The organism is Mesorhizobium sp. P2_F5 (assembly GCF_056403715.1).
Genome location: NZ_JBFUEY010000021.1, coordinates 1 through 25045, shown reverse-complemented (window position 1 = coordinate 25045; position 25045 = coordinate 1). Strand labels below are relative to the sequence as shown.

29 protein-coding genes are annotated in these 25045 nt (G+C 63.7%); 18 read left to right on the top strand and 11 right to left on the bottom strand.

Features of this window, described 5'->3' with window-relative positions; genetic code table 11:
• Positions 1 to 10: 10 nt before the first annotated feature.
• The 4 genes from AC1DYO_RS25350 to AC1DYO_RS25335 form a co-directional block, all read right to left on the bottom strand.
• Positions 11 to 193, bottom strand: coding sequence for a hypothetical protein (locus AC1DYO_RS25350; protein ID WP_477267234.1), 183 nt, complete (start codon positions 191 to 193; stop codon positions 11 to 13).
• Positions 194 to 455: 262 nt separating this feature from the next.
• On the bottom strand, positions 456 to 2708 hold the full coding sequence (merBA, locus tag AC1DYO_RS25345) for a bifunctional organomercurial lyase/mercury(II) reductase MerBA (protein WP_477267167.1): 2253 nt from the start codon (positions 2706 to 2708) through the stop codon (positions 456 to 458).
• Between the two features lie 52 nt (positions 2709 to 2760).
• A complete protein-coding gene (locus AC1DYO_RS25340; protein ID WP_477267166.1) occupies positions 2761 to 3051 on the bottom strand; it encodes a heavy-metal-associated domain-containing protein in 291 nt (96 codons plus the stop codon).
• 16 nt (positions 3052 to 3067) lie between these two features.
• On the bottom strand, positions 3068 to 3484 hold the full coding sequence (locus AC1DYO_RS25335; protein ID WP_477267165.1) for a mercuric transporter MerT family protein: 417 nt from the start codon (positions 3482 to 3484) through the stop codon (positions 3068 to 3070).
• 83 nt (positions 3485 to 3567) lie between these two features.
• Between AC1DYO_RS25335 and AC1DYO_RS25330 the strand changes: the two genes are divergently transcribed.
• The 4 genes from AC1DYO_RS25330 to AC1DYO_RS25315 all read left to right on the top strand — a co-directional run bounded on the left by AC1DYO_RS25330 (position 3568) and on the right by AC1DYO_RS25315 (position 5385).
• On the top strand, positions 3568 to 3996 hold the full coding sequence (locus tag AC1DYO_RS25330) for a MerR family transcriptional regulator (protein ID WP_477267164.1): 429 nt from the start codon (positions 3568 to 3570) through the stop codon (positions 3994 to 3996).
• A 49-nt stretch (positions 3997 to 4045) separates the two neighbouring features.
• Positions 4046 to 4429, top strand: coding sequence for a VOC family protein (locus tag AC1DYO_RS25325; RefSeq protein WP_477267163.1), 384 nt, complete (start codon positions 4046 to 4048; stop codon positions 4427 to 4429).
• 112 nt (positions 4430 to 4541) lie between these two features.
• Positions 4542 to 4838, top strand: a complete 297-nt coding sequence (locus AC1DYO_RS25320; protein ID WP_477267162.1) for a type II toxin-antitoxin system TacA family antitoxin — start codon at positions 4542 to 4544, stop codon at positions 4836 to 4838.
• A gap of 43 nt (positions 4839 to 4881) precedes the next feature.
• Positions 4882 to 5385: a GNAT family N-acetyltransferase gene (locus AC1DYO_RS25315; RefSeq protein ID WP_477267161.1), complete on the top strand. Its 504-nt coding sequence runs from the start codon at positions 4882 to 4884 to the stop codon at positions 5383 to 5385.
• Positions 5386 to 5428: 43 nt separating this feature from the next.
• Here the strand turns inward: AC1DYO_RS25315 and AC1DYO_RS25310 are convergent, their stop codons facing one another.
• A complete protein-coding gene (locus AC1DYO_RS25310) occupies positions 5429 to 6607 on the bottom strand; it encodes a cystathionine gamma-synthase (RefSeq protein WP_477267160.1) in 1179 nt (392 codons plus the stop codon).
• Entirely contained in the window at positions 6604 to 8043 is a 1440-nt protein-coding gene (locus tag AC1DYO_RS25305) for a pyridoxal-phosphate dependent enzyme (protein ID WP_477267159.1), read from the bottom strand. Before AC1DYO_RS25305 ends, AC1DYO_RS25310 begins: the two co-directional genes overlap by 4 nt.
• Positions 8044 to 8517: 474 nt before the next feature.
• On the opposite strand from AC1DYO_RS25305, the gene AC1DYO_RS25300 reads away from it, so the two are divergent.
• Together AC1DYO_RS25300 and AC1DYO_RS25295 are read left to right on the top strand one after the other, a co-directional pair.
• Complete coding sequence (locus AC1DYO_RS25300; protein ID WP_181059977.1) at positions 8518 to 8850, top strand: hypothetical protein; 333 nt, start codon at positions 8518 to 8520, stop codon at positions 8848 to 8850.
• Positions 8847 to 9491 (top strand): cysteine hydrolase family protein, encoded by a 645-nt coding sequence (locus tag AC1DYO_RS25295; protein ID WP_477267158.1) that lies wholly within the window; start codon positions 8847 to 8849, stop codon positions 9489 to 9491. The genes AC1DYO_RS25300 and AC1DYO_RS25295 overlap by 4 nt, the downstream gene beginning before the upstream one ends.
• Positions 9492 to 9498: 7 nt before the next feature.
• Here the strand turns inward: AC1DYO_RS25295 and AC1DYO_RS25290 are convergent, their stop codons facing one another.
• Complete coding sequence (locus tag AC1DYO_RS25290) at positions 9499 to 9852, bottom strand: winged helix-turn-helix transcriptional regulator (protein ID WP_477267157.1); 354 nt, start codon at positions 9850 to 9852, stop codon at positions 9499 to 9501.
• Between the two features lie 107 nt (positions 9853 to 9959).
• Here AC1DYO_RS25290 and AC1DYO_RS25285 point away from each other — a divergent pair, with 107 nt between their 5' ends.
• Complete coding sequence (locus AC1DYO_RS25285; RefSeq protein WP_477267156.1) at positions 9960 to 10730, top strand: type 1 glutamine amidotransferase domain-containing protein; 771 nt, start codon at positions 9960 to 9962, stop codon at positions 10728 to 10730.
• A 336-nt stretch (positions 10731 to 11066) separates the two neighbouring features.
• Here the strand turns inward: AC1DYO_RS25285 and AC1DYO_RS25280 are convergent, their stop codons facing one another.
• The 3 genes from AC1DYO_RS25280 to AC1DYO_RS25270 form a co-directional block, all read right to left on the bottom strand.
• On the bottom strand, positions 11067 to 12434 hold the full coding sequence (locus AC1DYO_RS25280; protein ID WP_477267155.1) for an FAD/NAD(P)-binding protein: 1368 nt from the start codon (positions 12432 to 12434) through the stop codon (positions 11067 to 11069).
• 16 nt (positions 12435 to 12450) lie between these two features.
• Positions 12451 to 12921, bottom strand: coding sequence for an RrF2 family transcriptional regulator (locus AC1DYO_RS25275; RefSeq protein WP_477267154.1), 471 nt, complete (start codon positions 12919 to 12921; stop codon positions 12451 to 12453).
• A gap of 413 nt (positions 12922 to 13334) precedes the next feature.
• Positions 13335 to 13937 carry a histidine phosphatase family protein gene (locus tag AC1DYO_RS25270; RefSeq protein WP_477267153.1) on the bottom strand — a complete coding sequence of 201 codons (603 nt, stop codon included), beginning with the start codon at positions 13935 to 13937 and terminating at the stop codon, positions 13335 to 13337.
• 333 nt (positions 13938 to 14270) lie between these two features.
• Between AC1DYO_RS25270 and tauA the strand changes: the two genes are divergently transcribed.
• The 8 genes from tauA to AC1DYO_RS25230 all read left to right on the top strand — a co-directional run bounded on the left by tauA (position 14271) and on the right by AC1DYO_RS25230 (position 21316).
• Positions 14271 to 15281 (top strand): taurine ABC transporter substrate-binding protein, encoded by a 1011-nt coding sequence (gene tauA / locus AC1DYO_RS25265; protein ID WP_477267152.1) that lies wholly within the window; start codon positions 14271 to 14273, stop codon positions 15279 to 15281.
• Positions 15282 to 15445: 164 nt separating this feature from the next.
• Positions 15446 to 16237 (top strand): taurine ABC transporter ATP-binding protein, encoded by a 792-nt coding sequence (locus AC1DYO_RS25260; RefSeq protein ID WP_477267151.1) that lies wholly within the window; start codon positions 15446 to 15448, stop codon positions 16235 to 16237.
• Complete coding sequence (gene tauC / locus AC1DYO_RS25255) at positions 16234 to 17094, top strand: taurine ABC transporter permease TauC (protein ID WP_477267150.1); 861 nt, start codon at positions 16234 to 16236, stop codon at positions 17092 to 17094. The genes AC1DYO_RS25260 and tauC overlap by 4 nt, the downstream gene beginning before the upstream one ends.
• Positions 17095 to 17154: 60 nt before the next feature.
• A complete protein-coding gene (locus tag AC1DYO_RS25250; RefSeq protein WP_477267149.1) occupies positions 17155 to 17337 on the top strand; it encodes a hypothetical protein in 183 nt (60 codons plus the stop codon).
• Between the two features lie 198 nt (positions 17338 to 17535).
• Entirely contained in the window at positions 17536 to 18489 is a 954-nt protein-coding gene (locus tag AC1DYO_RS25245) for a sulfonate ABC transporter substrate-binding protein (protein ID WP_477267148.1), read from the top strand.
• Between the two features lie 67 nt (positions 18490 to 18556).
• A complete protein-coding gene (gene ssuD / locus AC1DYO_RS25240; RefSeq protein ID WP_477267147.1) occupies positions 18557 to 19726 on the top strand; it encodes an FMNH2-dependent alkanesulfonate monooxygenase in 1170 nt (389 codons plus the stop codon).
• The gene (locus tag AC1DYO_RS25235; RefSeq protein WP_477267146.1) at positions 19723 to 20499 is read left to right on the top strand and encodes an ABC transporter permease subunit; all 777 of its coding nucleotides are present in this window, start codon (positions 19723 to 19725) and stop codon (positions 20497 to 20499) included. Before ssuD ends, AC1DYO_RS25235 begins: the two co-directional genes overlap by 4 nt.
• A gap of 7 nt (positions 20500 to 20506) precedes the next feature.
• Positions 20507 to 21316, top strand: coding sequence for an ATP-binding cassette domain-containing protein (locus tag AC1DYO_RS25230; protein WP_477267145.1), 810 nt, complete (start codon positions 20507 to 20509; stop codon positions 21314 to 21316).
• 199 nt (positions 21317 to 21515) lie between these two features.
• On the opposite strand, the gene AC1DYO_RS25225 is transcribed toward AC1DYO_RS25230, so the two are convergent.
• Positions 21516 to 21701: a hypothetical protein gene (locus AC1DYO_RS25225; protein ID WP_477267144.1), complete on the bottom strand. Its 186-nt coding sequence runs from the start codon at positions 21699 to 21701 to the stop codon at positions 21516 to 21518.
• A gap of 302 nt (positions 21702 to 22003) precedes the next feature.
• On the opposite strand from AC1DYO_RS25225, the gene AC1DYO_RS25220 reads away from it, so the two are divergent.
• The 3 genes from AC1DYO_RS25220 (at position 22004) to AC1DYO_RS25210 (ending at position 24704) form a co-directional block, all read left to right on the top strand.
• Positions 22004 to 22363 (top strand): septal ring lytic transglycosylase RlpA family protein, encoded by a 360-nt coding sequence (locus AC1DYO_RS25220; RefSeq protein ID WP_477267143.1) that lies wholly within the window; start codon positions 22004 to 22006, stop codon positions 22361 to 22363.
• 253 nt (positions 22364 to 22616) lie between these two features.
• Positions 22617 to 23894 (top strand): polyhydroxyalkanoate depolymerase, encoded by a 1278-nt coding sequence (locus AC1DYO_RS25215; protein WP_477267142.1) that lies wholly within the window; start codon positions 22617 to 22619, stop codon positions 23892 to 23894.
• A 192-nt stretch (positions 23895 to 24086) separates the two neighbouring features.
• Positions 24087 to 24704: a transglutaminase-like cysteine peptidase gene (locus tag AC1DYO_RS25210; protein ID WP_477267141.1), complete on the top strand. Its 618-nt coding sequence runs from the start codon at positions 24087 to 24089 to the stop codon at positions 24702 to 24704.
• Positions 24705 to 25045 lie beyond the last annotated feature (341 nt).

Below are 25045 nucleotides of genomic sequence, written 5' to 3'. Positions count from 1 at the left end.
ACAGTTGCGTCTATTTCACCGAACCGGTGACGGTGCGGTCGATGGCATCGGGATGGCGGTCGTTGCCGGCAAGTGCGGCAATGACCAGAAGGCTGGCGACGACCGGGACAAACAGGATGGCCACGCGGGCCTGCACATAAAAAATGGCACGCCATTCGTTGCGCTTTTCCGGGCTGTTGTCCATCACACTCACTCTCGCCATGCCTCCCCGGGCGGGACATAGCGGCGAAGGGTTAAGCAAAGGCTTCCGATTGTGTTAACGGGCGGATCGAGCGTCTGTTCAGCCGGCTTGCCGAAGGCGGGCGCGTACGGGCGCCCCTTGCAACCATCCCCTGGGCCTACGCTTCGGCCTCCTGACCGACAGATACACGGGGTTCAGTGGATCCTCAACTTCGTCGGCCTACAGGCCATTGCGTGGTTGCTGGGTGACCGGTATGCGCCGGCTCGACGGAACCTCAGCCCGCGCAGCAGGACAGCCTCGCCACGTCCTTGTCGAACGACAAAGCGGCGAGCTTCAAACCTTCAACCGTGGTCAGGTAAGGAAAGATCGTGTCGGCGAGCTGCCGGACCGTAAGGCGGCAGGTAATCGCCAAGGCTGCGGTCTGAATGCTGTCAGCGCCCTCGGGTGCCAGTATGTGAGCCCCGAGCAGCCGACCCGTCGCGCCCTCGGCGACCAGCTTGATGAGCCCTCGGGTATCCCGTGCGGCCAACGCACGCGGCACTTGGTCGAGGGCAATGGTCGAGACCCGGACATGATGTCCTGCGGCGCGCGCGGCGGCTTCGGTTAGGCCGACGCTGGCGACTTGCGGATCGCAGAACACGACAGCCGGCATCGCTGCATTGTCGTACCGCAGGCTGTCGCCGTTGAGAGCGTTCTTGGCAGCGAGCTTGGCGCCATAGGCGGCCATGTAGACGAACTGATCGTGGCCCGTCACGTCGCCACCGGCATAGATGCCGGGGCGGGTGGTCCGCATGCGGTCATCAACGGCAATGCCACCGTTTGCCGTGATAGCGACACCGTTCCCAGTGAGGTCGAGTGCCTCCGTGTTGGGCGTGCGCCCAGTGGTGACGAGAACTTGCTCGGCGTCGAGTGTCACAATCTGCCCATCGCGCTCAACCGACAGTGCAACACCGGCCTCTGTCGTGTGGATCGAACGGTAGGCGACGGCAGAGACGATGTTGATCCCCTCGTCTTCAAAGTATCCCGTCAGTGCCCGGCTGATCTCAGGCTCGGCCTCGGGCAACAGCCGTGAGCGAAAGACGAGCGTCATCTTGACACCGGCCCGCGCGAACAACTGAGCCAGTTCGGCGCCGATGTAGCCCCCGCCGACGACGAGCAGCGTTCTCGGCAGATCATGAAGCTCCAAAGCTGACGTGCTGGTGAGACAGGGCACAGCTTCAATACCTGGGATGCTCGGGATAGTCGGCCGCGCTCCGGTCGCGATGATGACCCGATCCGCCGCGATCCTCGTGCCGCCAACATCCACTCCGCCGAGGACGAGGCGCGCCGACCCCTCGCGATAGGCGATGCCGTTGTAGGCCGGAAGCAGGTCTGCGTACTTCGTTTGTCGCAAGTGTCCGACCAGATCGTCCTTTTGACGGACGGTCGCCCTCCAGTCGGCGACCTCAGCGTCAGCAGCGACGCCTGCAAATCGCGCGGCGGCGCGTGCGTTGTGAAGCGTCTCCGCAGCCCGGATAAGGGTCTTTGATGGAACGCAGCCGACGTTGACGCATGTACCTCCAATGATCCCGCTGCCGATCAGCGCCACCTGCGCTCCTTGATCAGCGGCGGCGATGGCAGCGGAGAAGCCGGCCGAGCCGGCCCCGATGACGGCAAGGTCATAGACATTGCTCTTCGGGGTGCGACGGCCGAAAGTGGTGAGTTTCGAGGCACCACTTTTGGCTGCACTGGAGACGGCATCGCCTTGCGAACGCAGTCCGGTCAGGCTCGGTCCGAAGATCGCCCGACCAGCCTCCAGCGCCTCTTCGATGGAAAGCCGAAATCCCGGTTCATCGGCGGGTCGTTTGCTTCGCCAAGCCGCGAGATGGTTGTCGCTGCAAAAGAAGGCTGTCATCGAACAGAGCGAATTTGCGGCACAGCCGCCCTCGTAGCGCACGCTCAGCCAAACGACCGCTGACCGAGGGCTGACTTCGTCGAGTGTCCGGCCACGGTCTCGCGTGGACACCTTTATTGGCGAACCGCAGTGCCAGCAACGGGAAATGATCTCAACGTCTCGATCAAGCATTGCGCCGACGCCAAGCGCGTCGACTGCGCACATCGCGTTGACGGAGTTACCATCCAACCTGATCTGGTGGCCGGTGTCCTGGCTGGCGAATGGATAGGCGCCGACGATCAGGCCACCCTCGAGAACCGCAAGGTCGCGTTCGCTGAGGTCATCGAGGAGCGGATGCAACGCCATTTCGGTCAACCCGACTTCCGCCGCAAGCGCTAACAGTGTCGGCGCCCGGCCATTGTCGGCATAGAACTGGATCAGCGCGGCGCGTACCCGATCCACGGCGGCTGAGTAGCCGCTCCAGCCGTGCAGGATGTGATCCGAACCGATCATGGCAAGCAGCGCGCTCCGGACCACGGGGGACGCCACAACCGACCAATCGGGAAACATCACGCCTGGTCGTACAGTAAACTCGGGCAGACCGGCTGCTGAACCAACATCGGGAGCGGGTTTAGGTGCACAGCAGTCGCTCATCAGGTCAAACCTTCATTGAAGTGCGGCCGGTTCGGGAGGTCGCGGAAGGCCGTCAACTTCCCTGTTGGAGATGAGCCGGGTAACCTGCATTTGTGCTGGCGGCGCCTATGGCCTCGGCCGTCGTCCTCGTGTCGTCAAAGGTCACGGTCACGGTCTTCGCCTCTAATGAGATGGCGACATCGCGGACGCCACCTACCGACGTCATGGAGGCCTTCACGATGTAGGGGCAAGAGCCGCAGGTCATGTTGTCGACGCCAAAGGTGACGGTGCGCTCGGCGGCGGCGGCGGCGGAGGCAGTCACGGTTATTCCGCCGATCAACAGGGCGCTCAAAAGGTTCTGCATGGGACAAATCTCCTTGTTAGGCGCCGAGAAGAATGGGCGCGACGTAGTCGAAGGCAAAAGCGGCGGTGACAAGTGCCGTCGCTGACCAGAGCGCGAGTTTGACGAACCGGCTGGGTATTGGGCGAGCGCAGGCGGCACCATCTGCGCAGGCTCGCGCGGGAGCCCAGTAGACGAGGTAGAAGCCATAGCCGAGGACGCCAACCGTTGCCGTCACGAATAGCGGTTTGTATGGCGCGAGCGCGGTGAGGTTGCCGATCCAGGCGCCACCGACCCCAAGACTGAACAAGATCAGTGGCACGATGCAGCACGAAGACGCCGCGAGTGCGCCGAGTATGCCGCCAACGATGACAAGGCGTTGCCGTGCAGCTTGGCTGCCGCCCGAGACCTCATCGGCGGACGCCGACCGGGTCTTTCCAAAAGCTGAAGTTTCCATGGCGTCCTTCGCTGATTGCCGAAATCCAGTGCCCGGAGTAATGTGCGGTCTGTAGCGACTACAGGCTCAAGAGAAATTTCGAGATGCGCGATCACGCCTTGGTGAAGGGTATGCAAAGGGCCGAAGTGGCCCGGCGAACAGGAACCAATCTGGAGACGGTGCGATACTACGAGAAGGTCGGCCTCCTACCAGAGCCGCCGCGCACGCAAAGCGGCTATCGAAACTACGACACGACACACGAGCGACGCATTCGCTTTGTTCTGAGAGCGCGCGAACTGGGCTTCTCACTTGACGAAATCCGCGCGCTGCTCCGGCTTGTGGACGAACGGGACCAACCCTGCGCGGACGCTCGTGCGGTTGCGGCGACCCACCTTGAGGACGTGCGCGCGAAGATTGCCGATCTGAAGCGCATGGAACTTGTACTCAAGGATGTCGTCAAGCAGTGCGGGGATGGCACGTTGCCAGCGTGCCCACTGATTGAGGCGTTGTTCAGGGAGAATGCCGTGACTTAGGCCGATCCCCTCGGGTCGGAAATGCAATGACGTCAGCACGATGACGCGCATGACACCTCCGGACATCGCAAACGAAGCACCAAGCTCGCCGCCGAAAGAACGCTGCCTCGAGCTGATGCTCAACGCTTATCCGGATGAAACCGGCCAGCCGTCCAAATCGCCTGACGCGCCGGTGATGCATTCCCAGCTTTCACGACAGGGCATGCCGATGCTGATGGCGTCCGACACGCCTTCGCGCGCCGGCTATATCCAGGGCGACGGATTTTCCGTTTCCATCGATTGCGAAAGCCTGGACGAGATCGAGCGGCTGTTCAGCCGGCTCGCCGAAGGCGGCCGCGTGCGGGCGCCCCTTGCAACCATGCCCTGGGGCACACGCTTTGGTCTTCTGACCGACAGATACGGTGTTCACTGGATCCTGAATTTCGTCGGCTGACAGGCCCGGGCGGGACATGGCGGCGAAGGGATAAGCAAAGACTTCCGATTGTGTTGACGGGCAGAGTTGAAACTATAATGACAACGTCATTACAGTCTGCTACCCTGAAACGATGAAGCACGAATCTCCAACCGAAGCTTCCAAGCGAAGCACGCTGAACATTCGCATCAAGCCCGAAGAGCGTGGCCTGATCGACGAGGCTGCGCGCGCGCTTGGAAAAACGCGAACGGATTTCATCCTCGATGCAGCGCGCCGCATGGCCGAGGATACGCTGCTCGACCGCACCCTCATCAAAGTCTCGCCGGAAGCCTATGCGGAATTCCTCGCTTTGCTCGATGCACCGGCCAAGCCTGATAAGCGCTTGTCCAGGCTGATGAACTCGCGCTTGCCCTGGGAGACGGACGAATGAGTCGGATCGATTTTCGAACATCCAAGGAATGCGCTACGCTGTAATGACGCTGCGACCGCCAGAGCCCCTGGACCGCATCCATGACCTGTCCTCGTTTTCGTCCGGTGTGCCGGTTCTGGACGACTGGCTAAAACGCCGAGCGCAGGCTAATCAGGACAGCGGCGCGACACGTACGTTCGTCGCCTGCCGAGACGGCAATACAGTTGTTGCCTACTACGCACTTGCGTCGGGCGGCGTTGCCGCCAGCTACGCGTCAGGTCGTTTCAGGCGCAACATGCCGGATCCAATCCCTGTGGCCATTCTTGCTCGCCTTGCCATCGATGCCTCACATCAGCGTCAGGGATTGGGCATGGCGCTCATGCAGGACGCTGCGCGCCGGGTGATGAATGCAGCAGACACCCTTGGTATACGAGGCATCCTGGTCCACGCGATTTCTGAGGACGCGCGGGCCTTTTACACAAAGCTCGGCTTCAATCCCTCGCCGCTTGACCCGATGACGCTGATGATCTCACTGGCGGACTTGCGTCTGGCTACGGACGACGCCTAAACAACGGCTTCAACGGGTTCCCAGCAACCAAACAGAGAGCTGCCTACCCCCTTAGCGCCTGCTCCAGATCCGCGATCAGATCGTCGCCGTCCTCGATACCGGCGGACAACCGCACCAGCGAATCCGTGATGCCGATCTCCCCGCGCTTTTCCGCCGGGATAGAGCCATGCGTCATCAGGGCCGGATGCTCGATCAGGCTTTCGACGCCGCCGAGACTTTCGGCCAGGGTGAACAATTGCGTGCGTTCAAGGAAGCGTTTGGTGCCGGCGAGATCGCGATCGAGGTCGACGGAGATCATGCCGCCGAAGGCATGCATCTGCCTTTTGGCGATCGCATGCTGCGGATGGCTGGGCAGGCCGGGATAGATGACGCGGCGGACATCCTTGCGCGCTTCCAACCATTGCGCGATTTTCAGGCCGTTCGACGAATGGCGCTCCATCCTGAGCGCCAGCGTCTTGATGCCGCGCAGGGCCAGAAAGCTGTCGAACGGGCCCGAGATGGCGCCGATGGCGTTCTGCAGGAATTTCAGCTGGGCGGCGAGATCCTTGTTGTCGCCGACGATGGCGACACCGCCGACCATGTCGGAATGGCCGTTCAGATACTTTGTCGTCGAATGCACGACGATGTCGATGCCGAGTTCCAGCGGCCGCTGGATGTACGGGCTGCAAAAGGTGTTGTCGGCGACCGTCAAAACGCCCTTGCGTTTGGCAAGGGCTGCAACGCCTTCGAGATCGACGATGCGCAGCAGCGGATTGGTCGGGGTTTCGACCCAGAGCAGTTTTGTCTCGGGGCGGATCGCCGCTTCCACGGCGGCGAGATCGGTGAAGTCAACGAAGCTCACCTGCAGATTGGCCGAGCGCTTGCGCACCCGCTCCATCAGCCGGAACGAGCCGCCATAGATGTCGTCAGTGGCGACGATATGGGCGCCGCTGTCGAGCAGTTCGAGCACGGTCGAGATCGCCGCCAGGCCGGAGGCGAAAGCGAAGGCATTGCTGCCGCTTTCGAGATCGGCCACCGCACGCTCGAAGGCGAAGCGCGTCGGGTTCTGGCTGCGGGCATATTCAAAACCCTTGTGCACGCCGGGCGACTGCTGGCCGTAAGTCGACGTCGCATAGATCGGCACCATCACCGCGCCGGTCAGCGGGTCGTGGCTCTGGCCGCCATGGATAGTGCGGGTCGAGAAAGCCAGGCGGTTTTTGCCCGTCGGGGTGTGTGCGGTCATCGTGCGCGCCTCAAATGATTGATCAGGTCGATACGGGTTATCAGGCCGACGAACTCGTCGCCATCGAAGATAATGGCGACCTCGTTGCGGTCGAACACCGGCAGCAGCGCATCCAGCGTCTGGCTGGCCTGCAGCGTGTGCAGATTGGAGGTCATCGCCGTGCGCACCGGGCCGTTGAAGCGGTCCCAGCGGCCGTCATAGGGGCCGTCGACCTTGGCCAGGATGTCGCTCTCGTCGACGATGCCGACGAGCTTGCCGTCATCCAGCACCGGCAGCTGCGAGACATCGGAGCGGCGCATGCGGCCATAGGCGTTGAGCAGGCTTTCATCAGGGCCGACATAGACGGTGTCGCCGGTGCGGTGCGAGCGCATGACGAGGTCGCGCAGATCGCCATGCTGCTCCTGTTCGGCCAGCCCCTGTTCGGCCAGCCAGAAATCGTCGAACACTTTCGACAGATATTTGTTGCCGCTGTCACAGACGAAGGTGACGACGCGCTTCGCAACAGTCTGCTCGCGGCAATAGCGCAGCGCCGCCGACAGCAACGTGCCCGAGGAGGAACCGGCGAGGATGCCTTCCTTGGAGAGGAGGTCGCGCACGGCCAGCATGCTCTGCTTGTCGGGGATTGAATACGCCTTCTTGACCAGTGAGAGATCGGCATTGGGCGGCACGAAATCCTCGCCAATGCCTTCGACGGTCCAGCTTCCCGCCTCTTCCATCTTGCCGGTCTTGATCAGCGGCGCCAGCACCGATCCCACAGGATCGGCCAACACCATCTCGGTCTTCGGCGACACCTTGGCGAAGTAACGGCCAAGCCCGGTCAGCGTGCCGCCGGAGCCGACGCCGACGACCACGGCGTCGAGATTGCCGTCGAGCTGTGAAAAGATTTCCGGGCCGGTGGTGGTCTCGTGTGCCAGAGGGTTGGCCGGGTTGGCGAACTGGTTGGCGTAGAAAGCGCCGGGCGTTTCCGCGGCGATCTTCTCGGCCATGTCCTGATAATATTCGGGATGACCCTTGCCGACGTCGGAACGTGTCATGCGCACTTCGGCGCCGAGCGCGCGCAGATGCTGGATTTTCTCGCGCGACATCTTGTCGGGCACGACGAGGATGATGCGGTAGCCCTTGGGGATGCCGACCTGGGCAAGGCCGAGGCCGGTATTGCCGGCCGTCGCCTCGACGATGGTGCCGCCGCGCTTGAGCTTGCCCTCTCTCTCGGCCGCCGCGATCATCGACAGCGCGATGCGGTCCTTGATCGAGCCGCCGGGATTCTGGCTTTCAAGCTTGATGAACAGCCGGCATTTTCCGGTGTCGAATTTGGTCAGCTCGACCACCGGGGTCTGGCCGATAAGGTCGAGCACCGAGGCATAAGGTGGGCGCAGCCGGGACATTTGGCCGTCCGAGGTTGTGCTGCCTGAAGCAGCTTTGCTGTGCTCGCTCATCTAGATGCTCCCTTGATCAAGCGACCGCCAAGAGCATGATGCCGAAAAGTGTGGAGCGGTTTTCGGACGACATCATGCTCTACTTCTTTGATTCAGCCGGCAGAGCGGCAGCGTAGCTTCTTTTCCAGCCGTTTGCAGGCGGAAAGAAGGTAGATCGTGCCAATCAACTGGCCAGAGGAGGAACGGAATTCCAAGCGGCTGATCTCCCCCCTCGAGGGGGAGATGTCGCCGAAGGCGACAGAGGGGGTCGCTTCGCGTGGAGCGCTAACCTCCTTCTGCAGCAGGTAGGCCGAGTCCGGTCGAACCGACCCCCTCTGCCTGCCGGCCATCTCCCCCTCGAGGGGTCCCTCGAGGGGGAGATTACGCCTCAATCGCGGCCTGGGCCTCGATCTCAACGCACCATCTCGTTCGTTGCCGCCGCCGATTCCGGCATGCTAGCCGAAAGGCTGCGGGGCCAATGCAAGGACATGTCCGATGAAGATCATCGCTTACGACAACTTCAAGCCCGGCGTCACCCTTGACGATCTAAAACCCTATCTGCGCGACGAGGTGTCGAATGTCTGGCGGCTGTGGAAGGCCGGCATCGTGCGCGAGAACTATGCGCGCGCCGATGTCGGCGGCGTCATCATCGTCTTCGAGCTCGACAGCGTCGAGGAAGCCCGCCGCTATACCGACGATTTTCCGCTGTCCAAAGCAGGCCTGCTGGAATGGGTTTTCCTGGCCTTTGACTCCGCGCCCCTGCCGCTCGAATATCTGTTCGATCCGACAGTCGACGTGACGCAACCCTGGGACCGGACGGCCGCATGATTCGCTCAAACGAAGGCATCGAGATCCCGACCAGCCTGGCGGAATGGTGTGACCCCCATCGCATGGCGCTGGTCGTCTACGACATGCAGGTCGGCATCTGCCGCCAGGTGGCCGGCGCGGCCGATATCATCGAGCGCACCGGTGTCGTGCTTGAAGCGGCACGCTCGGCCGGCATGCGGGTGGCGTTCACCCGCCATCTGTCGCTGCCGCTGAAATGGATGGGGGCGACGCAATTGCGCACCGCCATGGCCTGGCAGCGGCGCGACAGCCCCGATGCCGTCGAGCCGTGGTTTCTGCGCGATGCCGAGGCGACCGGGATCGTGCCCGAACTTGCGCCGCGCGCCGACGAGGCGGTGTTCGACAAGCTGACCATGTCGGCCTTCGATTCCACCTCACTTGGCTTTGCGCTCAACGATTGCGGCGTGCGCGCCGTGGCGCTTGCCGGCATCGCCATGGAGATCGGCATCGAGCCGACCGTGCGCCAGGCGACCGACAATGGTTTTGTCGCCGTGGTGATCGAGGATGCCTGCGGCTTCGGCAACCGCGAAGCCCGCGACCGTTCCATGGCGACGCTGCGTTTCCTCGGCGAAGCCGTCATCACCGACGTCGCCGGCTTTTGCGGCGCGCTCGGCGGGAAATAGGCTGATGTCAGGCGGCGGCGTCGATGTCGGTGCGGAAGCGCACGCCTTCGGCGCGGCCATGCACGCTGCCCCAGTCATAGAGCGCCTGCAGGGCTCCAGCGAGATCGTGGCCGCGTCCGGTCAAGGCGTAGCGCGCCTTGCCGTCGGACGACGTCTCGAGCACGACGAAGCCGATCTCGACCAGATCGGCCAGGCGCTGCGTCAGCATCTTGTCGGAAAGCGACGGGATCATCCGCCGCAGTTCGGAATAGCGCAGCGGCCCTTGCTTGATGCGCGCGATGATCACCGTTTTCCACTTGCCGCCGAGCGCGTCGAGCGCGAACTCGACCGGGCAGCCATAGAGTCTTCCGCGTTGGGTCATGCGCCGATTTTAGGCAAGGCCTTGCGGCGGCGAAAGCGGAATTTGCCCGGCCAGATGGCTGGGTTGCGGCCCGGCAGCTTGTCGGCAATATCGAAGGAGGAGCGAGAATGAGTGTTCGGGATCCCAATCCGGTCAATGCCAAGAGCCCGAAGCGGGTGGCGATCGTCATCGCCAATCCGGCCATCTCGACCACGACCGGCTGGCCGGTCGGCTTCTGGTGGAGCGAGCTTACCCACCCGTGGTTTGCCTTCACCGAACGCGGCTATGCCGTCGAGATCTTTTCGCCCGATGGCGGCAAATGCGAAGCCGACGCGCTGAGCGACCCGCGCGACGCTTCAGGCTATTCCGAAACCGATCTCATTTCGCTCGGTTTCATTGCCAGCCCGAAGCTCGCCGCGCTGGTCGAGACCACGCGGCCGGTGGCGGAGATCGATGTCGACAGTTTCGACGCCATCGTCGTCGCCGGTGGTCAGGCGCCGATGTTCAGCTACGACCGCGCAACGACGCTGCAGCAGATTTTCGTCGCCTTCCACGAAGCCGGCAAAGTCGCGGCGGCTCTGTGCCACGGCACCGCGCTGCTGCGCTATGCCAGGCGCGCTGACGGAACGCTGCTCGCAGCCGGCAAGACGGTGACCGGCTTTGCCAATGCCGAGGAGGATTTCGCCGACGAGGCGACCTGGGCGATGGGCGCGCTCGAACGCGGCAAGCATCTGATGCCGTGGCGGATCGAGGATGAGCTCGAGGCGATCGGCGCCAATTATGTCCAGGCCGGACTATGGCGCGGTTTCGCCATACGCGACGGCAATCTGATCACCGGCCAGCAGAATTTTTCCGGCGCCGAAACCGCGCGCCTGGTGTGCGAGGCATTGGGCGGCTGAGCGCTCTCTCTTTGGGCGCGGTCCCCTGGGTAAACGCTACGCGCTTTTCCCGGGGAAGCGCTTCACACCTTTTCCCGGAATGGTGTCCAGGCGTTCCCCGACGGTAGGGACTTCAGTCCTAATTGAGCTATGACTAATATGTATGTAACTTGGCCAATAGCGGGGGGACGATCCCAAATCCAAGCCTAATCCCGCGATGGCCGGTGCGGTGCGCTTCCAACCCAAGCATCCCCCGCACCGGCCATTCTTTTGCCTGCCGCCGGATAGCCCATGGTGCGATCGTGGAAGGCGCTCGCGGGTCGAACCGAATACGGTCCGTCAGATTTAGGAATTGCTCTAACCCAGCAATTGCTTGCTCAGCCGCGCGCACTGGACGCGAATATCCGGGATGGCGTCGATCTCGAAGAAGGTGCCGCGGGTCAGCGGGCCGACGGCGAGGATCTTGGCCGAGACCGCACCGTCGCCGGCGATGATCTCGCATTTGGCCGAGACATCGAGACCAAGCCGCAGCGGGTCGGGCCGCGCCAGGCCGCGGTCGACCAGCGAGCGCACGACGCTGTTCGACGTCGTCGAAATGTCCCTGGCGATGCCGGTGCAATCGTAGATGCGGGCGACCTCCAGCGTCTCCAGCGCCTGGGTGTGGCGGGTCTGGATGTCGATGGTGAAGCCATCGCCGGCCTCGATGCCGACGACGCGACCGGCAACGGGACGGATACGGCCGGTGCGCACCGCCTCGGTGACGCGGGCATGCACCTCCGGCGCCAGCCGATGGCGGTGGATGTCCCACCAGGCCTTGGTGTGCTCGACGAAGCGGCGCTTGGCCGAGGACGGCCAGTTCTGCCAGATCTTCTGGTTGAAGGGCCGCAGACCATCGACGACGTCGCGCCAGTCGATGCCGGCTCTCTGGTTTTCGCGGATCAGGTCGCGGAACCAGCCGACGAAATAGGACAATTGGGTGCCGAGCGGAATGTCGGCGACATCGAGCTTGATCGGGTTGCCCTTGCGGTGCGGCGACGGCAGCAGGCCGCGCCGCGACACGGCAACGATCTCGCCTTTGTGGCCGCGCTGCTCGAGCGACAGGAAGGCGTCGACCATGCTGAGGCCGGTGCCCAGCACCAGCACTTTGGCGTCGGGATCGAGCGCGGTGTCGGCCTCTGTGCCCATGCGGATGGCGTGGCCCTGGCCGGCGCCGGGCTGTTCGTCATGGCCAGTGGCTAGCACCGCCAGATGCGCAACGACGCTGGTGCCGTTGGCCAGCACCACCTCGACGCCGGAGGAAGTCGGCGAAATCGACAGGCTCTCCTCGCGGATCAGCCTGAGACGGCCGGTTTCCTTTTCGCGGGCTTCGAGCTCGTCCAGCAGTTCCTTGAGATAGCGGGCATAGACGCTGCGCGGCGCGTAGAATGGTGTCTGCGGCGTCTGCTCCTGGCTTACCAGGCCGCGGGCCTGCAGCCAGCGCCAGAAATTGCCGGGATCGTCGGCATAGGCGCTCATGCCGGCGGCGCTGACATTCAGCACGTGCGCCGACAGCAGCGTCGAATAGGCGATGCCCTGGCCGAAATGCGGACGCTTTTCGATCAGCGTGACGCGCAGGTCCGGATTGGCCGATTTCAGGAGATGCGCGGCAAGCACGACGCCGCTGGCGCCGCCGCCGACGATTATGATCGAACTGGGGATGCTCGAATTGGTGCGCCCGACACTCATGCGAGCACGCTGAGGATCAGGCGAGGACCTTCTGCGTCGGCGCAAGCTCGTCCCTCGCGACCGTGAGGTCGTCGAGGCCGATGTCGCGCATCTCGGCCAGCGAGCGCTGGTCGAGCACCTCGGCGATGGCCTGCCGAACCTCGAGCATCAGATGTCGGACTTGGCATGTCGCCTCATTGCAGTCTTCACAGCGCTGATACTGGGTGCGGCTGGCGCAAGGGATGGGCGCGAGCGGTCCGTCAAGCACCCGCACGACATGGCCGACCTTGATCTCGTCGGCCGGGCGCGCCAGGCGGTAGCCGCCTTCCTTGCCCTTGCGGCTCTGGACGAAACCGGCATTGCGCAATTCGCCCAGAATGGCGTCGAGGAACTTTTTTGGAATGTTGTTGCCGCTGGCGATGTCGCCGACGAAGGCGAGCTGACCGACCGGCAGTTGCGCCAGATGGACCAGCGCCTTGAGGCCGTACTTGCCTTTTTTGGTGAGCATAAAGCGAACGTTTCCCTGTCAGGCGATGGTTCAGAACCATCGGTTGCGAAACGCCTGACGTGCCTCCCCGCCGCGTGCAAGCTGCTTTGACACATAAATTCTAGTGACATGATGTACAAGCCGAGAAACCTTGATTTTGCTTCGTTTTCACGCTGCGGAGGTCACTTTAACGAGGCTTTGTGCCGTTAAGGTCACAGCCAGCAGCAAGCGATTGTCGCGACCGTTGGCTGCTCCAGTTCCTAATGTCGATAAGATTACTATACTTACCTCTGAACACGCGGAACGCGTTTTCAAATCACCTGCCATTTGCAGTATGGATTTGCGGCATTCGGGGGTTTGCCGGGAATTTTCGGTCGCAGCCGGCGGATCGACGGAAACACCAGCTGCACAAACCGGCTCGCCACCCTCCAATGTCAGGACGCCACCTTGCCGCTCTGTGACCGGACGACCTTGGCGGCCACCGGCACGCCGGTCGAGCGCAACATCCAGCGGCTTCCGTCGCTGCGGAAATCGGTGAGGCTCAGCGGCTCGACATCGATCCTGCGGCAGGCCGAAAGCGGCGCTCCGAGGACGTGGACGATTGCCGCGCGGATGACGCTGGCATGCGTCACCGCGATGGTGTGGCCGCTCGTCTGGATCAGGCCATCCATGAGGCGCGCGGTGCGCCGCGCCACATCGGCCATCGACTCGCCGCCATGCGGGGCGGCCTCAGTGTCGCCGAACCAGGCCGCGATGCCTTCCGGTTCTAGCGCCTGGATTTCCTCGAAACTCTTGCCGGCCCAGTGGCCAAAATCCTGCTCAGCCAGCAATGGCTCGACCGAGGGCTGCAGGGCCATCGCCCCGGCGGTCTGGCGGGCGCGCAGCGCCGGGCTTGTCCAGACCCGGTCGGCGCGGCGCAGGGCCATCGTTGCTGCAAGCGCCAGGGATTGCGGCTCCAGCGCCTCGTCGACGGGGAACGACCCGTTGCGCGTGGCGGGCGTCGCCCCGCTGCCGATCATGGTCAGGCGTACCAGCATGAAAAGGCTGCCTCTTGGCGGCCGGCCGAAACGACCGGCTTTGTGGTTTGGCCGCATTTACACGATCGCGCGTGGAGAATCACAATGCGTTGGCGGCTGTCGGTCCGCAACATCACGCCGCGGAACGATGCCTATTGGAAGCCGGTGAAAATCCGGCACTGTCCCGCCATCGCTCAACGTGGCCTGCCGACCATCAATGTCTCCCTGCCCGCATCAGCCGGTGGCTTTTTTCTAACAAGCGCGTCTTGCTTGGAAGGATTTAACTCTACAAACCCGATAGAATTAGCTGACTATGAACAGGCATCCGGTTTTTCTCTTTTTATGGAGCCTTTCATGTCCAGCATTTCTCGACGCATTATTCTGCTGTCGTCGGCAGCCTTGGCGGGTGCGGCCTTCCTTGGCCCGGCCCAGGCGCAGGACCTCAAGATCACCATCGGCTACCAGACGGTGGTCGAACCTTCGAAAGTAGCGCAGGCCGACGGCGCCTATGAAAAGGCGACCAAGGCCACGATCGACTGGCGCAAGTTCGATTCCGGCGCCGACGTCATCGCCTCTGTCGCTTCCGGTTCGGTCGACATCGGCTATGTCGGCTCGAGCCCGCTGGCGGCAGCCGCCAGCCGCGAACTGCCGATCCAGACCATCTTCGTCGTCGGCCTGATCGGCGAATCCGAAGCGCTGGTCGCCCGCAACGGGTCCGGCATCGAGAAGATCGCCGACCTCGCCGGCAAGAAGGTGGCAGTGCCGTTCGTGTCGACCACGCATTACAGCCTGCTCGCGGCGCTGAAGCACGAAAACGTCGACCCGAAGTCGGTCGAGATCCTTAATCTCAGGCCGCCGGAAATCGCCGCCGCCTTCGCCCGCGGCGACATCGACGCGGCCTATGTCTGGGATCCGGCGCTCGGCCAGATCAAGACGACAGGCAAGGTGGTGCTGGATTCCTCGCAGGTTGCCGCCTGGGGCGCGCCGACCTTCGACGCCTGGATCGTGCGCACCGACTTTGCCGAGAAGAACCCGGAAGCCGTGCGCGACTTCGTCAAGGTGACCGGCGAGTCCTACGCCCAGTTCCTGGCCAAGCCCGACGCCTGGTCGGTGTCGTCGCCGGAAGCGGCCAAGATCGCCAAGATCACCGGCGCCAAGCTGGAAGAGGTGCCGCAGTTGAAGGGCTACGTCTTCCCGACGCTGGAAGAGCAGGCTTCCGACAAGTTCCTTGGTGGCGGCACGGTCAAGGCGATCGAGGCGGCTTCGGCTTTCCTCAATCAGCAGGGCAAGATCGACGCCGTGCTGCCTGACTATTCGAAATATGTGTCGTCGAAATACGTGACCGAAGCCCTGGCTTCGAACTGATCTTCGTTTTCACGCAACTCCCAAGGGAAAACCGCTTCACACTTTTCCTGGAATTGCTCTGAACACGCGCGGTTTCTTCTTCCCTGACGCCGCGTGTTGCCTGTCCCGGAACCGCCGAACGAGGAGCGGTTTCGGGGCAGGCGGATCTCTTCCGGAGCTATCCCATGCCTCATCTCGTTCTGGACCCCCATCTCATCCTGGACAAGGTCTCGGTTCACTATGACGGCCAGGCAGCGCCGGCCGTCGAGCGGGTGTCGATCGATGTCGCCAAGGGTGATTTCGTCGTGCTGGTCGGCCGCTCCGGCTGCGGCAAGACCTCGCTGCTCAACGTCGCCGCCGGCCTGGTCGAGCCGGCGCGCGGGGTCGCCACGATCGGCGGTAGGCCGATCACCGGCCCAGGCCCGGACCGCGCCGTGGTGTTCCAGAACGATGCTTTGTTTCCCTGGTTGACAGCGCGTGAAAACGTCGCCTTCGCGCTCAGGCTGCGCGGCGTGCCTCAGGCGAAGCGGGCGCGCCGCGCCGACGAATTGCTGGCGCTGGTCAAGCTCGACGGCGCCGGCGACAAGCGCATCTGGGAATTGTCCGGCGGCATGCGCCAGCGCGTCGGCCTGGCCCGCGCGCTCGCCGCCGAACCGGAATTTTTGCTGCTCGACGAACCGCTGGGCGCGCTCGATGCGCTGACGCGCGAGCGTATGCAGACGACGCTGCTCGATTTGTGGACGGCAGCCCAGGTCGGCGTGCTGATGGTCACGCACGGCATCGAGGAGGCGTTGGTGCTGGCCACACGCATCGTCGTGCTGGCGCCCGGGCCGGGCCGCGTGGTGCGGACGTTCGAGACCGGCTTCAGCCGACGCTATGCCGCGGGCGAGCCGATCAGAGGCATCAAGGCCGATCCTGCCTTTGCCGCGGCGCGCGCGGACCTGACGGACGCGATCTTCGAGGGAGAGGCGGCATGAGCGTCACCTCCTACAGCGAGCGGCAAACCCCTGGGACCGACGAGACCGATGCCATCTCGGTCCCGTGGTCGCGGCCGGCGCGGAAGCGGCGCGCGGTTTCATCGCGCGTGATCAGCGCCGTTACCATTCTGGTCGTGCTGGCGGCATGGGCGCTGTCCGCCCGCCTGCAACTCGTGTCGCCAGTATTCCTGCCGTCGCCCGCCGCCGTGTGGGCGAAGTTCATTGCCGTTGCCCGTGACGGCTTCGTCGACGCCACACTCATCCAGCACATCATCGCCAGCCTTGGTCGTGTGTTCGCAGCGCTGCTCGCGGCCATCGTCATCGGCGTGCCGGTCGGGCTGGCCATCGGCATCTCGACGGTCGGGCGCGGTATCTTCGATCCGCTGCTCGAATTCCTGCGGCCGATCCCGCCGCTCGCCTATCTGCCGCTGGTCATCATCTGGTTCGGCATCGGCGAGCCGTCAAAAATCCTGGTGATCGCCTTCGCCATGCTGGCGCCGGTGGCGCTGTCGACGGCTTCGGGCGTGCGCGGCGTCTCAAAGGAGCGCATCAATGCGGCGCGCTCACTCGGCGCGACGCGGGCGCAAGTGGTGCGCCACGTCATCCTGCCCAGCGCGCTGCCGTCGATCCTGACCGGCCTGCGCATCGCGCTCGGCGCCGGCTGGTCGACGTTGGTCGCCGCCGAACTGGTGGCGGCGACACGCGGCCTCGGCTTCATGATCCAGTCGGCGGCGCAGTTCCTGGTCACCGATGTCGTGGTGATGGGCATTCTGGTGATCGCGACAATAGCCTTCGTGCTGGAATTCATCATCCGCCGGATCGAGCGTCAGCTGGTTCCGTGGGCGGGACGCGAATGACTACAGAGCCCGCCAGTTTGACTGGCCGCTTTCGCTTCGCAGGACAGAAGGAGTGATGTCATGACCCAATCCACCGCCGTGCTGTTCGCCCATCTCGGCAACTGGCTGCTTGCCTGGAGGGAGAACCCTCGGCTTGAGCCGCAGCCGAAATCACCGGCGCCAGTGCCGCTCGACGCCGAGCGCGACCGCCTGCCGCCGCGCGACGAAGGGTTTTACTGGGCCTGGCAGTACTGGTCGCAGTGAGGGGTGGTGATTGGCACACGAAAGCAGCGAGGCTGATCGAGCATCGCGTTCCTTCGCGCCCAAGCATGGAAAATGGTTCCTCTTCTCGGATTCAACTCGCAAAATCGTTTCTCTACTAAATTTATAGACCTACCTAACCTAATTCCTCAATCAACCGGCCGCGCGGGTTTTCCGGGCGCCTATTCGCAGCGAGGGATCATGTTCAGCCTGACCAGACGCGTTTTCGGCCTCGGCCTTTTGGCGGCGAGCGCCGCATTGTCGTTTAGCGCCTCGGCGCAGGAGCTGAAGCAGCTCAACATCGGCTACCAGAAGACCGGCCTGCCGGTCATCGCCCGGCAGCAGCAGGTGATCGAGAAGGCGCTGAGCGACAAGGGTGTCGCGGTGAAATGGGTCGAATTCACCGCCGGCCCGCCGCTGGTCGAAGCGCTCAATGTCGGCGCCATCGATGTCGGCTGGACCGGGGACGCGCCGCCGATCTTCGGCCAGTCGGCCGGCGCCAACATCGTCTATGCCGCCGCACTTCCGGCAAACGGTGACGGCGAAGCGATCTTCGTCAAGCCGGCATCGCCGATCCAGTCGCTCGCCGATCTCAAGGGCAAGCGGATCGGCGTCGGCAAGGGTACCAGCGCCCACAATCTGCTTGTCGCGGCGCTCGAAAAGGCAAGCATCCCCTTCGACCAGATCACGCCGGTCTACCTCAGCCCGGCCGATGCTGCGGCAGCCTTCGCCAGCGACCAGATCGATGCCTGGGCTGTCTGGGATCCGTTCTTCGCCATCGCCGAGACGCGCTACCAGCCGCGCGTGCTGGCGCGCTCCAGCGAGGTGCTCAAGGTGAACACCTATTTCCTCGCCAACAAGGATTTTGCCAAGGCGCATCCGGAGGCCATCACCACGACGATAGCGGCGCTCGGCGTCGCGGCGAAATGGGCGGACGCGAACCGCGACAAGGTGGCCGCCGCCCTGCACGAAGTGACCGGCGTGCCGCTCGACGCGCAGACGATCGCCGCCAACCGCACCAAGTTCGGCATCTTCCCGATCACCGACGAGATCATCGCCGGCCAGCAGGCGACCGCCGACCGCTTCTACAAGCTCAAGCTGATCCCGAACGCGGTTCGCATTTCCGACGCCGTGTGGACCGCACCGGGCAATTGATTTTTCTCGCGCGGCGACGGGCGGAAACGTCCGGCGCCTTTGCCGTTTCCGCTTCAAGGATTTCGCCATGACCGCTCAAGCCAATCCGCAAGCCGGGCCACTCGATTTCTTCTGGTTCATCCCGACGCATGGCGACGGCTCCTATCTCGGTTCCGAGCAGCAGCAGCGGCCGCCGGAGTTCGCCTATTTCAAGGAGATCGCGCAAGCGGTCGACCGGCTCGGCTTTCCCGGCGTGCTGCTGCCGACCGGGCAGAACTGCGAGGATTCCTGGATCACCGCCTCTGGCCTTGCGGCCCTGACGGAAAAGCTCAAAATCCTGGTGGCGCTGCGGCCCGGCGTGACACTGCCGACCTTCGCGGCGCGCCAGACGGCGGCGCTCGACCGGCTGAGCAATGGCCGGCTGCTGCTCAATGTCGTGGTCGGCGGCAATCCGACCGAACTCGCCGGCGACGGCGTCTTCCTGCCGCATGACGAGCGCTATGCCCAGGCGCAGGAATTCCTGACCATCTGGCGTGCGCTGGTGTCGGGCCAGAGCGTCAATTTCAACGGCAAATACTACCGCGTCGACAATGGCCGGCTTGACCTTCTGCCGAGCCAAGAGCGGCCGCCGCTCTATTTCGGCGGCTCGTCGGATGCAGGCCAGGAGCTCGCCGCCGACCTGGTCGACATGTATCTGACCTGGGGCGAGCCGCCGGCGCAGGTCGCCGAAAAGCTGGCTGCTGCGCGTAGGAAAGCCGAACGGCGCGGCAGAAAACTGCGTTTCGGCATCAGGCTGCATTTCATCGTGCGCGAGACCGAGGAAGAGGCCTGGCGCGCCGCCGACCGGCTGATCAGCCACGTCACCGATGCGCAGATCGAAAACGCTCAGGCCCGCTTCACCAAGGAGATGGATTCGGTCGGCCAGCGGCGCATGGCAGAACTGCATGGCGGCCGCCGCGACCGGCTGGTGGTGTCGCCCAATCTGTGGGCCGGCGTCGGGCTGGTGCGCGGCGGCGCCGGCACCGCGCTGGTCGGCTCGCCAGAGCAGATCGTCGAGCGCATCCGCGAGTATCAGGCGATCGGCATCGACACCATCATCGGCTCCGGCTACCCGCATCTCGAGGAAGCCTACCGCGTTGCCGAGCTTTTGTTCCCGCGTCTCGGCCTCGGCACCAAACGGGCGCGTGCGCATGAGAACATCGCCAACGAGTTCGCGGTCGGCTTCCACGGCGCCAACCGCCTGCAGGCCTCGTCATGAGCTTTGCTGAGCGCATCCGCAAGAACGGCATAGGCTGGGTGTTGCCGGCGTCGGTGATTGTTGGCTGGGAAGCCGCCAGCCGCGTGGGCGTCATGCCGGCCAATGTGCTGCCGGCGCCGAGTGCGGTGGCCGAGGCCTTCTGGCGGTTAACGCTGTCTGGCGAGCTGATCGAAAACATCGGCGTCAGCACGCTGCGCGCGCTGGCCGGCTTCGCCATCGGCGGCTCGATCGGCTTTGCGCTCGGCCTTGCCAATGGGTTGTCGGCGCTGAGCCGCGGCCTGACCGACACGACGCTGCAGATGATCCGCAACATTCCGCATCTGGCGCTGATCCCGCTGGTCATCCTGTGGTTCGGCATCGACGAGGAAGCAAAACTCTTCCTGGTGGCGCTCGGCGTGTTCTTCCCGATCTATGTCAACACGCTGCTCGGCATCCAGAGCGTCGACCCGCAGCTTGTCGAGATGGGCCGGGTCTACGGCATGGACCGGCGCGCGCTGTTTTTTCAGGTCATCCTGCCCGGTGCGCTGCCGGCGATCTTCGTCGGCCTGCGCTATGCCTTGGGCATCATGTGGCTGACGCTGATCGTCGCCGAAACCATCTCGGCCAGTTCCGGCCTCGGCTACATGGCCATGCAGGCGCGCGAATTCCTGCTGATCGACGTCGTCGTGCTGTCGATCCTGATCTATGCGCTGCTCGGCAAGCTTGCCGACAGCCTTGCCCGCCTGCTCGAGCGGCTGTCGCTCGGCTGGCATCCCGCCTTCCAGAACGCCTGAGGTATCGATGCCCGCCGCCAGCCTCGCCGCCGTCCGCTCCTTGGTCGCCACGCCGATACCGACGCGGCCGGCGGTGTCAGTCGAAAGCCCGCGCGCCTTCGCCTTCAAGGGCGTGGAAAAGCGTTTTGGCGACAAGGTCGTGCTCAACGGCATCGATCTCGACGTGCCGGTCCGACAGTTCGTTGCCGTCATCGGCAAGAGCGGCTGCGGCAAGAGCACGCTTTTGCGGCTGCTGGCCGGGCTCGACCGGCCAACCGCCGGATCCCTGACATTCGGGACGGAAGCAAAGACCGGCTCCGGGGAAGAGAACCGCACGCGCTTCATGTTCCAGGAACCTCGGCTCCTGCCCTGGGCCAGCGTGGTCAAAAACGTCGAGGTCGGGCTGACCGGCATTGCCGCCGGCGCGGAAGCCAGGCGGCGCGCGCTCGCTATTCTGGGCGAAGTCGGCCTTGCCGACCGCGCCGATGAGTGGCCCTCTGTGCTGTCCGGCGGCCAGAAGCAGCGCGTGGCGCTGGCGCGCGCGCTGATCGGCCAGCCGCAGATCCTGGCGCTGGATGAGCCGCTCGGCGCGCTCGACGCGCTGACCCGGATCGAAATGCAGCAGCTTCTGGAGCGCATCTGGCTGGAGCAGAAATTCACCGCCGTGCTGGTCACGCATGATGTCGCCGAGGCGGTTGCGCTTGCCGACCGGGTGGTGGTGATCGACGAGGGTCGGATCGCGCTCGACCTCGAGGTGCCGGTGGCGCGGCCGCGCCGGCGCGGCTCCGTCGAGCTCGCCCGCCTGGAAGGCAGGATTTTGGATCAGCTGTTCGGGTAGGGGCTGTCTTGCGGCGGCGGCGCGATTGACCAGCGGCTTCCCCCACTCCGTCTCGGCTTCGCCGAGCCACCTCTCCCCCCTCCGGAGGGAGAGGAAAGGAGCCTCCCAGTATAAGCTCGCGCCTTTCCTCTCCCCCGTCGATCGGGGGAGAGGTGGCGAGCGAAGCTCGACGGAGTGGGGGTCGAGCTTTCGTCGAAGCTCACCTCGGCGAGCGGCTCGCCCACGCCAGGCCCAGCAGGCCGACCAGTATGGTGACGATGCCGATATAGAGCCATTGCGGCTGGCCGGTCATGAAGCTGCCGCCGACCACGCCGATGCCCTGCAGCGACCACAGCGCGCCGATAGCCAGCACAATCAGGGCCAGCAGATATCTGAACAGTCTCATCGCCGAGATTCCTTTCCCAAGTCGATCGTCAACTGTGCCATGGCCGTGATGAAAGAGCGAAAGGAAGAGGTCCAGTCGCGCGTGTTTTTACTTGTATAATAACGCCTTATCTTGCTGAAGGTATCTGCAAGATCGTCGCGAAAGCCGCCTGAAATACCCCAGCGCATCGCGAAAAACCCCTGACAAACTGTTTCCCAGTGACTCCAAACGTGTGTCAGCGCCACGGAACCGCCAGATACCTGCCGCATTTCCTGCCTTATTCGACACTTAACGGCTGGGGTCTGTAAAAGGAGCCTCCCTAAATGAACAAGAAGAACCAAACCGCGCTTGTCGCGGTAACGATCGCGGCTGGCCTGATGGTCGGCGCATCCGCCTCCTCCGCCGCCGCCCAATGCGGCCGTGCTTCCTGGTACGCGCTGCACTCCCGGACCGCCAATGGCGAGCGCATGAACCCGTCGGCAATGACCGCCGCGCATCGCAGCCTGCCCTTCGGCACCAGGCTGAAGGTGACCAACCAGAACAATGGCCGCAGCGTCATCGTGCGCATCAACGACCGTGGCCCGTTCATCAAGGGACGCGTGCTCGACCTGTCGAAGGGCGCCGCCGGCCAGCTCGGCTTCATCGGCTCGGGCCATACCTCCGTCTGCATGGCGCGCGTCTAAATCTGTCCAAGTCCGGCCCATCCGGGCCGGGCGCATCCTGCCCGTATAATCCAACAGCTGCGCGCTTCGCAGCTGCACATTGAGCCGGCTGCCTCCGTTCAAAGCGGATTCTCAAGGCCTTGGACCAAAGAATGGCATATGTCACGCCACGTGACGTATTGCATCGCAGCAATATCTTGTTAACCTCCGCGCGAGACATTCAAGGCTCGGCGCTGCTCGTCGTCCTTCAGTCACGACAGCTGCGGAGTACCTGATGTTCTACCAGCTCTATGAAATGAACCATGCCGCCCTGCAGCCCGCGCGGCTCTATGCCGATGCGGTGCGGCTATTCTACACCAATCCGCTCAATCCGTTTTCGCACACGCCATGGGGCCGCTCTGTGGCTGCGACCGCCGAACTGTTCGAGCGCACGACGCGCCGTTACGGCAAGCCGCATTTCGACCTGACCAAGACCGTGGTCGACTGGAAGAGCGTCGAGGTCAACGAAAGGACGGTGTGGTCGCGGCCGTTCTGCAACCTAACCCGCTTCGAACGGTCCGTGCCTGCCGGGCGCAAGGCCGACCCGAAGCTTGTGATCGTGGCGCCGATGTCGGGCCATTACGCGACGCTGCTGCGCGGCACGGTCGAGGCGATGTTGCCCTATGCCGACGTGCACATCACCGACTGGGTCGATGCCCGCATGGTGCCGGTGACGGACGGCCATTTCGACCTCGACGATTACATCGACTACATCATCGCCATGCTGCATGCGCTGGGGCCGGACACCCATGTGATGGCGGTGTGCCAGCCTTCGGTGCCGGTGCTGGCGGCGGTGGCGCTGATGGAAAAGCGCGGCGATCCCTTCGTGCCCTCGACCATGACGTTGATGGGCGGGCCGATCGACACCCGCCGCAACCCGACCGCGGTCAACCTTCTGGCCAAGGAAAAGGGCATCGACTGGTTCCGCGACAATGTGATCATGAACGCACCGTGGCCGGTGCCGGGCTTCGGCCGCGAGGTCTATCCGGGCTTCCTGCAGCTGTCGGGCTTCATGAGCATGAACCTCGACCGCCACATCATCGCCCACAAGGACTTCTTCATGCACCTAGTCAAGCATGACGGCGACAATGCCGAGAAGCACCGCGATTTCTACGACGAATATCTGGCGGTGATGGACCTGACGGCGGAGTTCTATCTGCAGACCGTCGACACGGTGTTCGTGCGCCATGCTCTGCCCAAGGGCGAGATGATGCATCGCGGCGAAATCGTCGACACCAAGGCGATCCGCAACGTCGCGCTGTTCACGGTCGAAGGCGAGAACGACGACATTTCCGGGCTCGGTCAGACCCAGGCCGCGCACGACCTCTGCCCCAACATTCCGGCCGACCGGCATGCCCACTACATGCAGCCGGCCGTCGGCCATTACGGCGTCTTCAACGGTTCGCGCTTCCGCTCCGAGATCGTGCCGCGCATCGTCGATTTCATCACCAGCTACGGCCGCCAGAACCGCGTGGCGGTCAAGCCGAGGCTGGTTCGCTCCGCCAAGGGCTGAGGCTCGATACAGCTGTGGCGTGCATTGCCTGCAACAGCAGGGCGACTTTGCACGCCAGAGGCGTTCTGTTGCACAATAGACGCTGTTGGGCGGGCGCGGGTAACCATGCCGATGAATCTCGCTCCCCCCATAATTGACACGGACTGTAAATCCCCTTTAACCTTTCGTTAACAACAAGGGCGAACGGGGACAATGACTTCCTCAGCGATGGCACGGACGCTGCGCTTGTGTGCGGCAACAGGGCTTGCGGTTTTGGGATGCTGGGCGGCGCCGGCATCGGCGGGCGGCGCCATGGCGACCGGCGGCATGACCTCGCAGCCGATCGGCCACTATGATTTCTGCAAGTCCCATCCAGGCGAATGCTCGATCCGGCCAAGCAATCTCAACCCGGCCGAGATGACCGACGCGTTCATGCGCAAGCTGATCAACGTGACGTCAAGGGTCAACGCCGCCGTCAAGCCGATGAGCGACTACGACATTTACGGCAAGGACGAAGTCTGGGCCTATCCCGACAAGGGCGTCGGCGACTGCGAGGACTATGTGCTGGAAAAGCGTCGCCAGCTCTCCCGCTCGGGCGTGTCGCTGGCCGATCTCCTGATCACCGTCGTGCGCAAGCCGGACGGCGAAGGCCATGCCGTGCTGACGGTGCGCACAGACAAGGGCGATTACGTCCTCGACAATCTTACCGACAAGGTCAAGATCTGGGACGCCACCGGCTACCGCTTCCTCAAGCGGCAAGCGATCGACAACACCGGCCGCTGGGTTTCGATCCGCGGTGGCCAGCAAGTGCTGGTAGGCGCGGTCCAGTAGGTTTTAAGCACGCCCATTCAGGCATGCGCGTGGCCGCTTATGGTGTGCTTTAGCTGTTTCACATCGTAGGCCAGCGCCGCCCCTCATTGCCCTGCCGGGCATTTCTCCCTGTATAGTGACGGGGAGAAAGAACGCCGTCACCGATGATTTCGCCAACGTCGAAGGAGCCAGTGCGGCACGGCGGCCAGTCTCCTTCTCCCCGTCACTATACGGGGAGAAGGTGGCGGTGTCCGACCCGGATAGATAGGTAACAGAATGGACCGATAGCATAGGTGACAGTTTTCTCCCTCGCCGGAGGACCGGCGATGGTTTGGCGAGAGACTGGCATCATGGACGAGCGG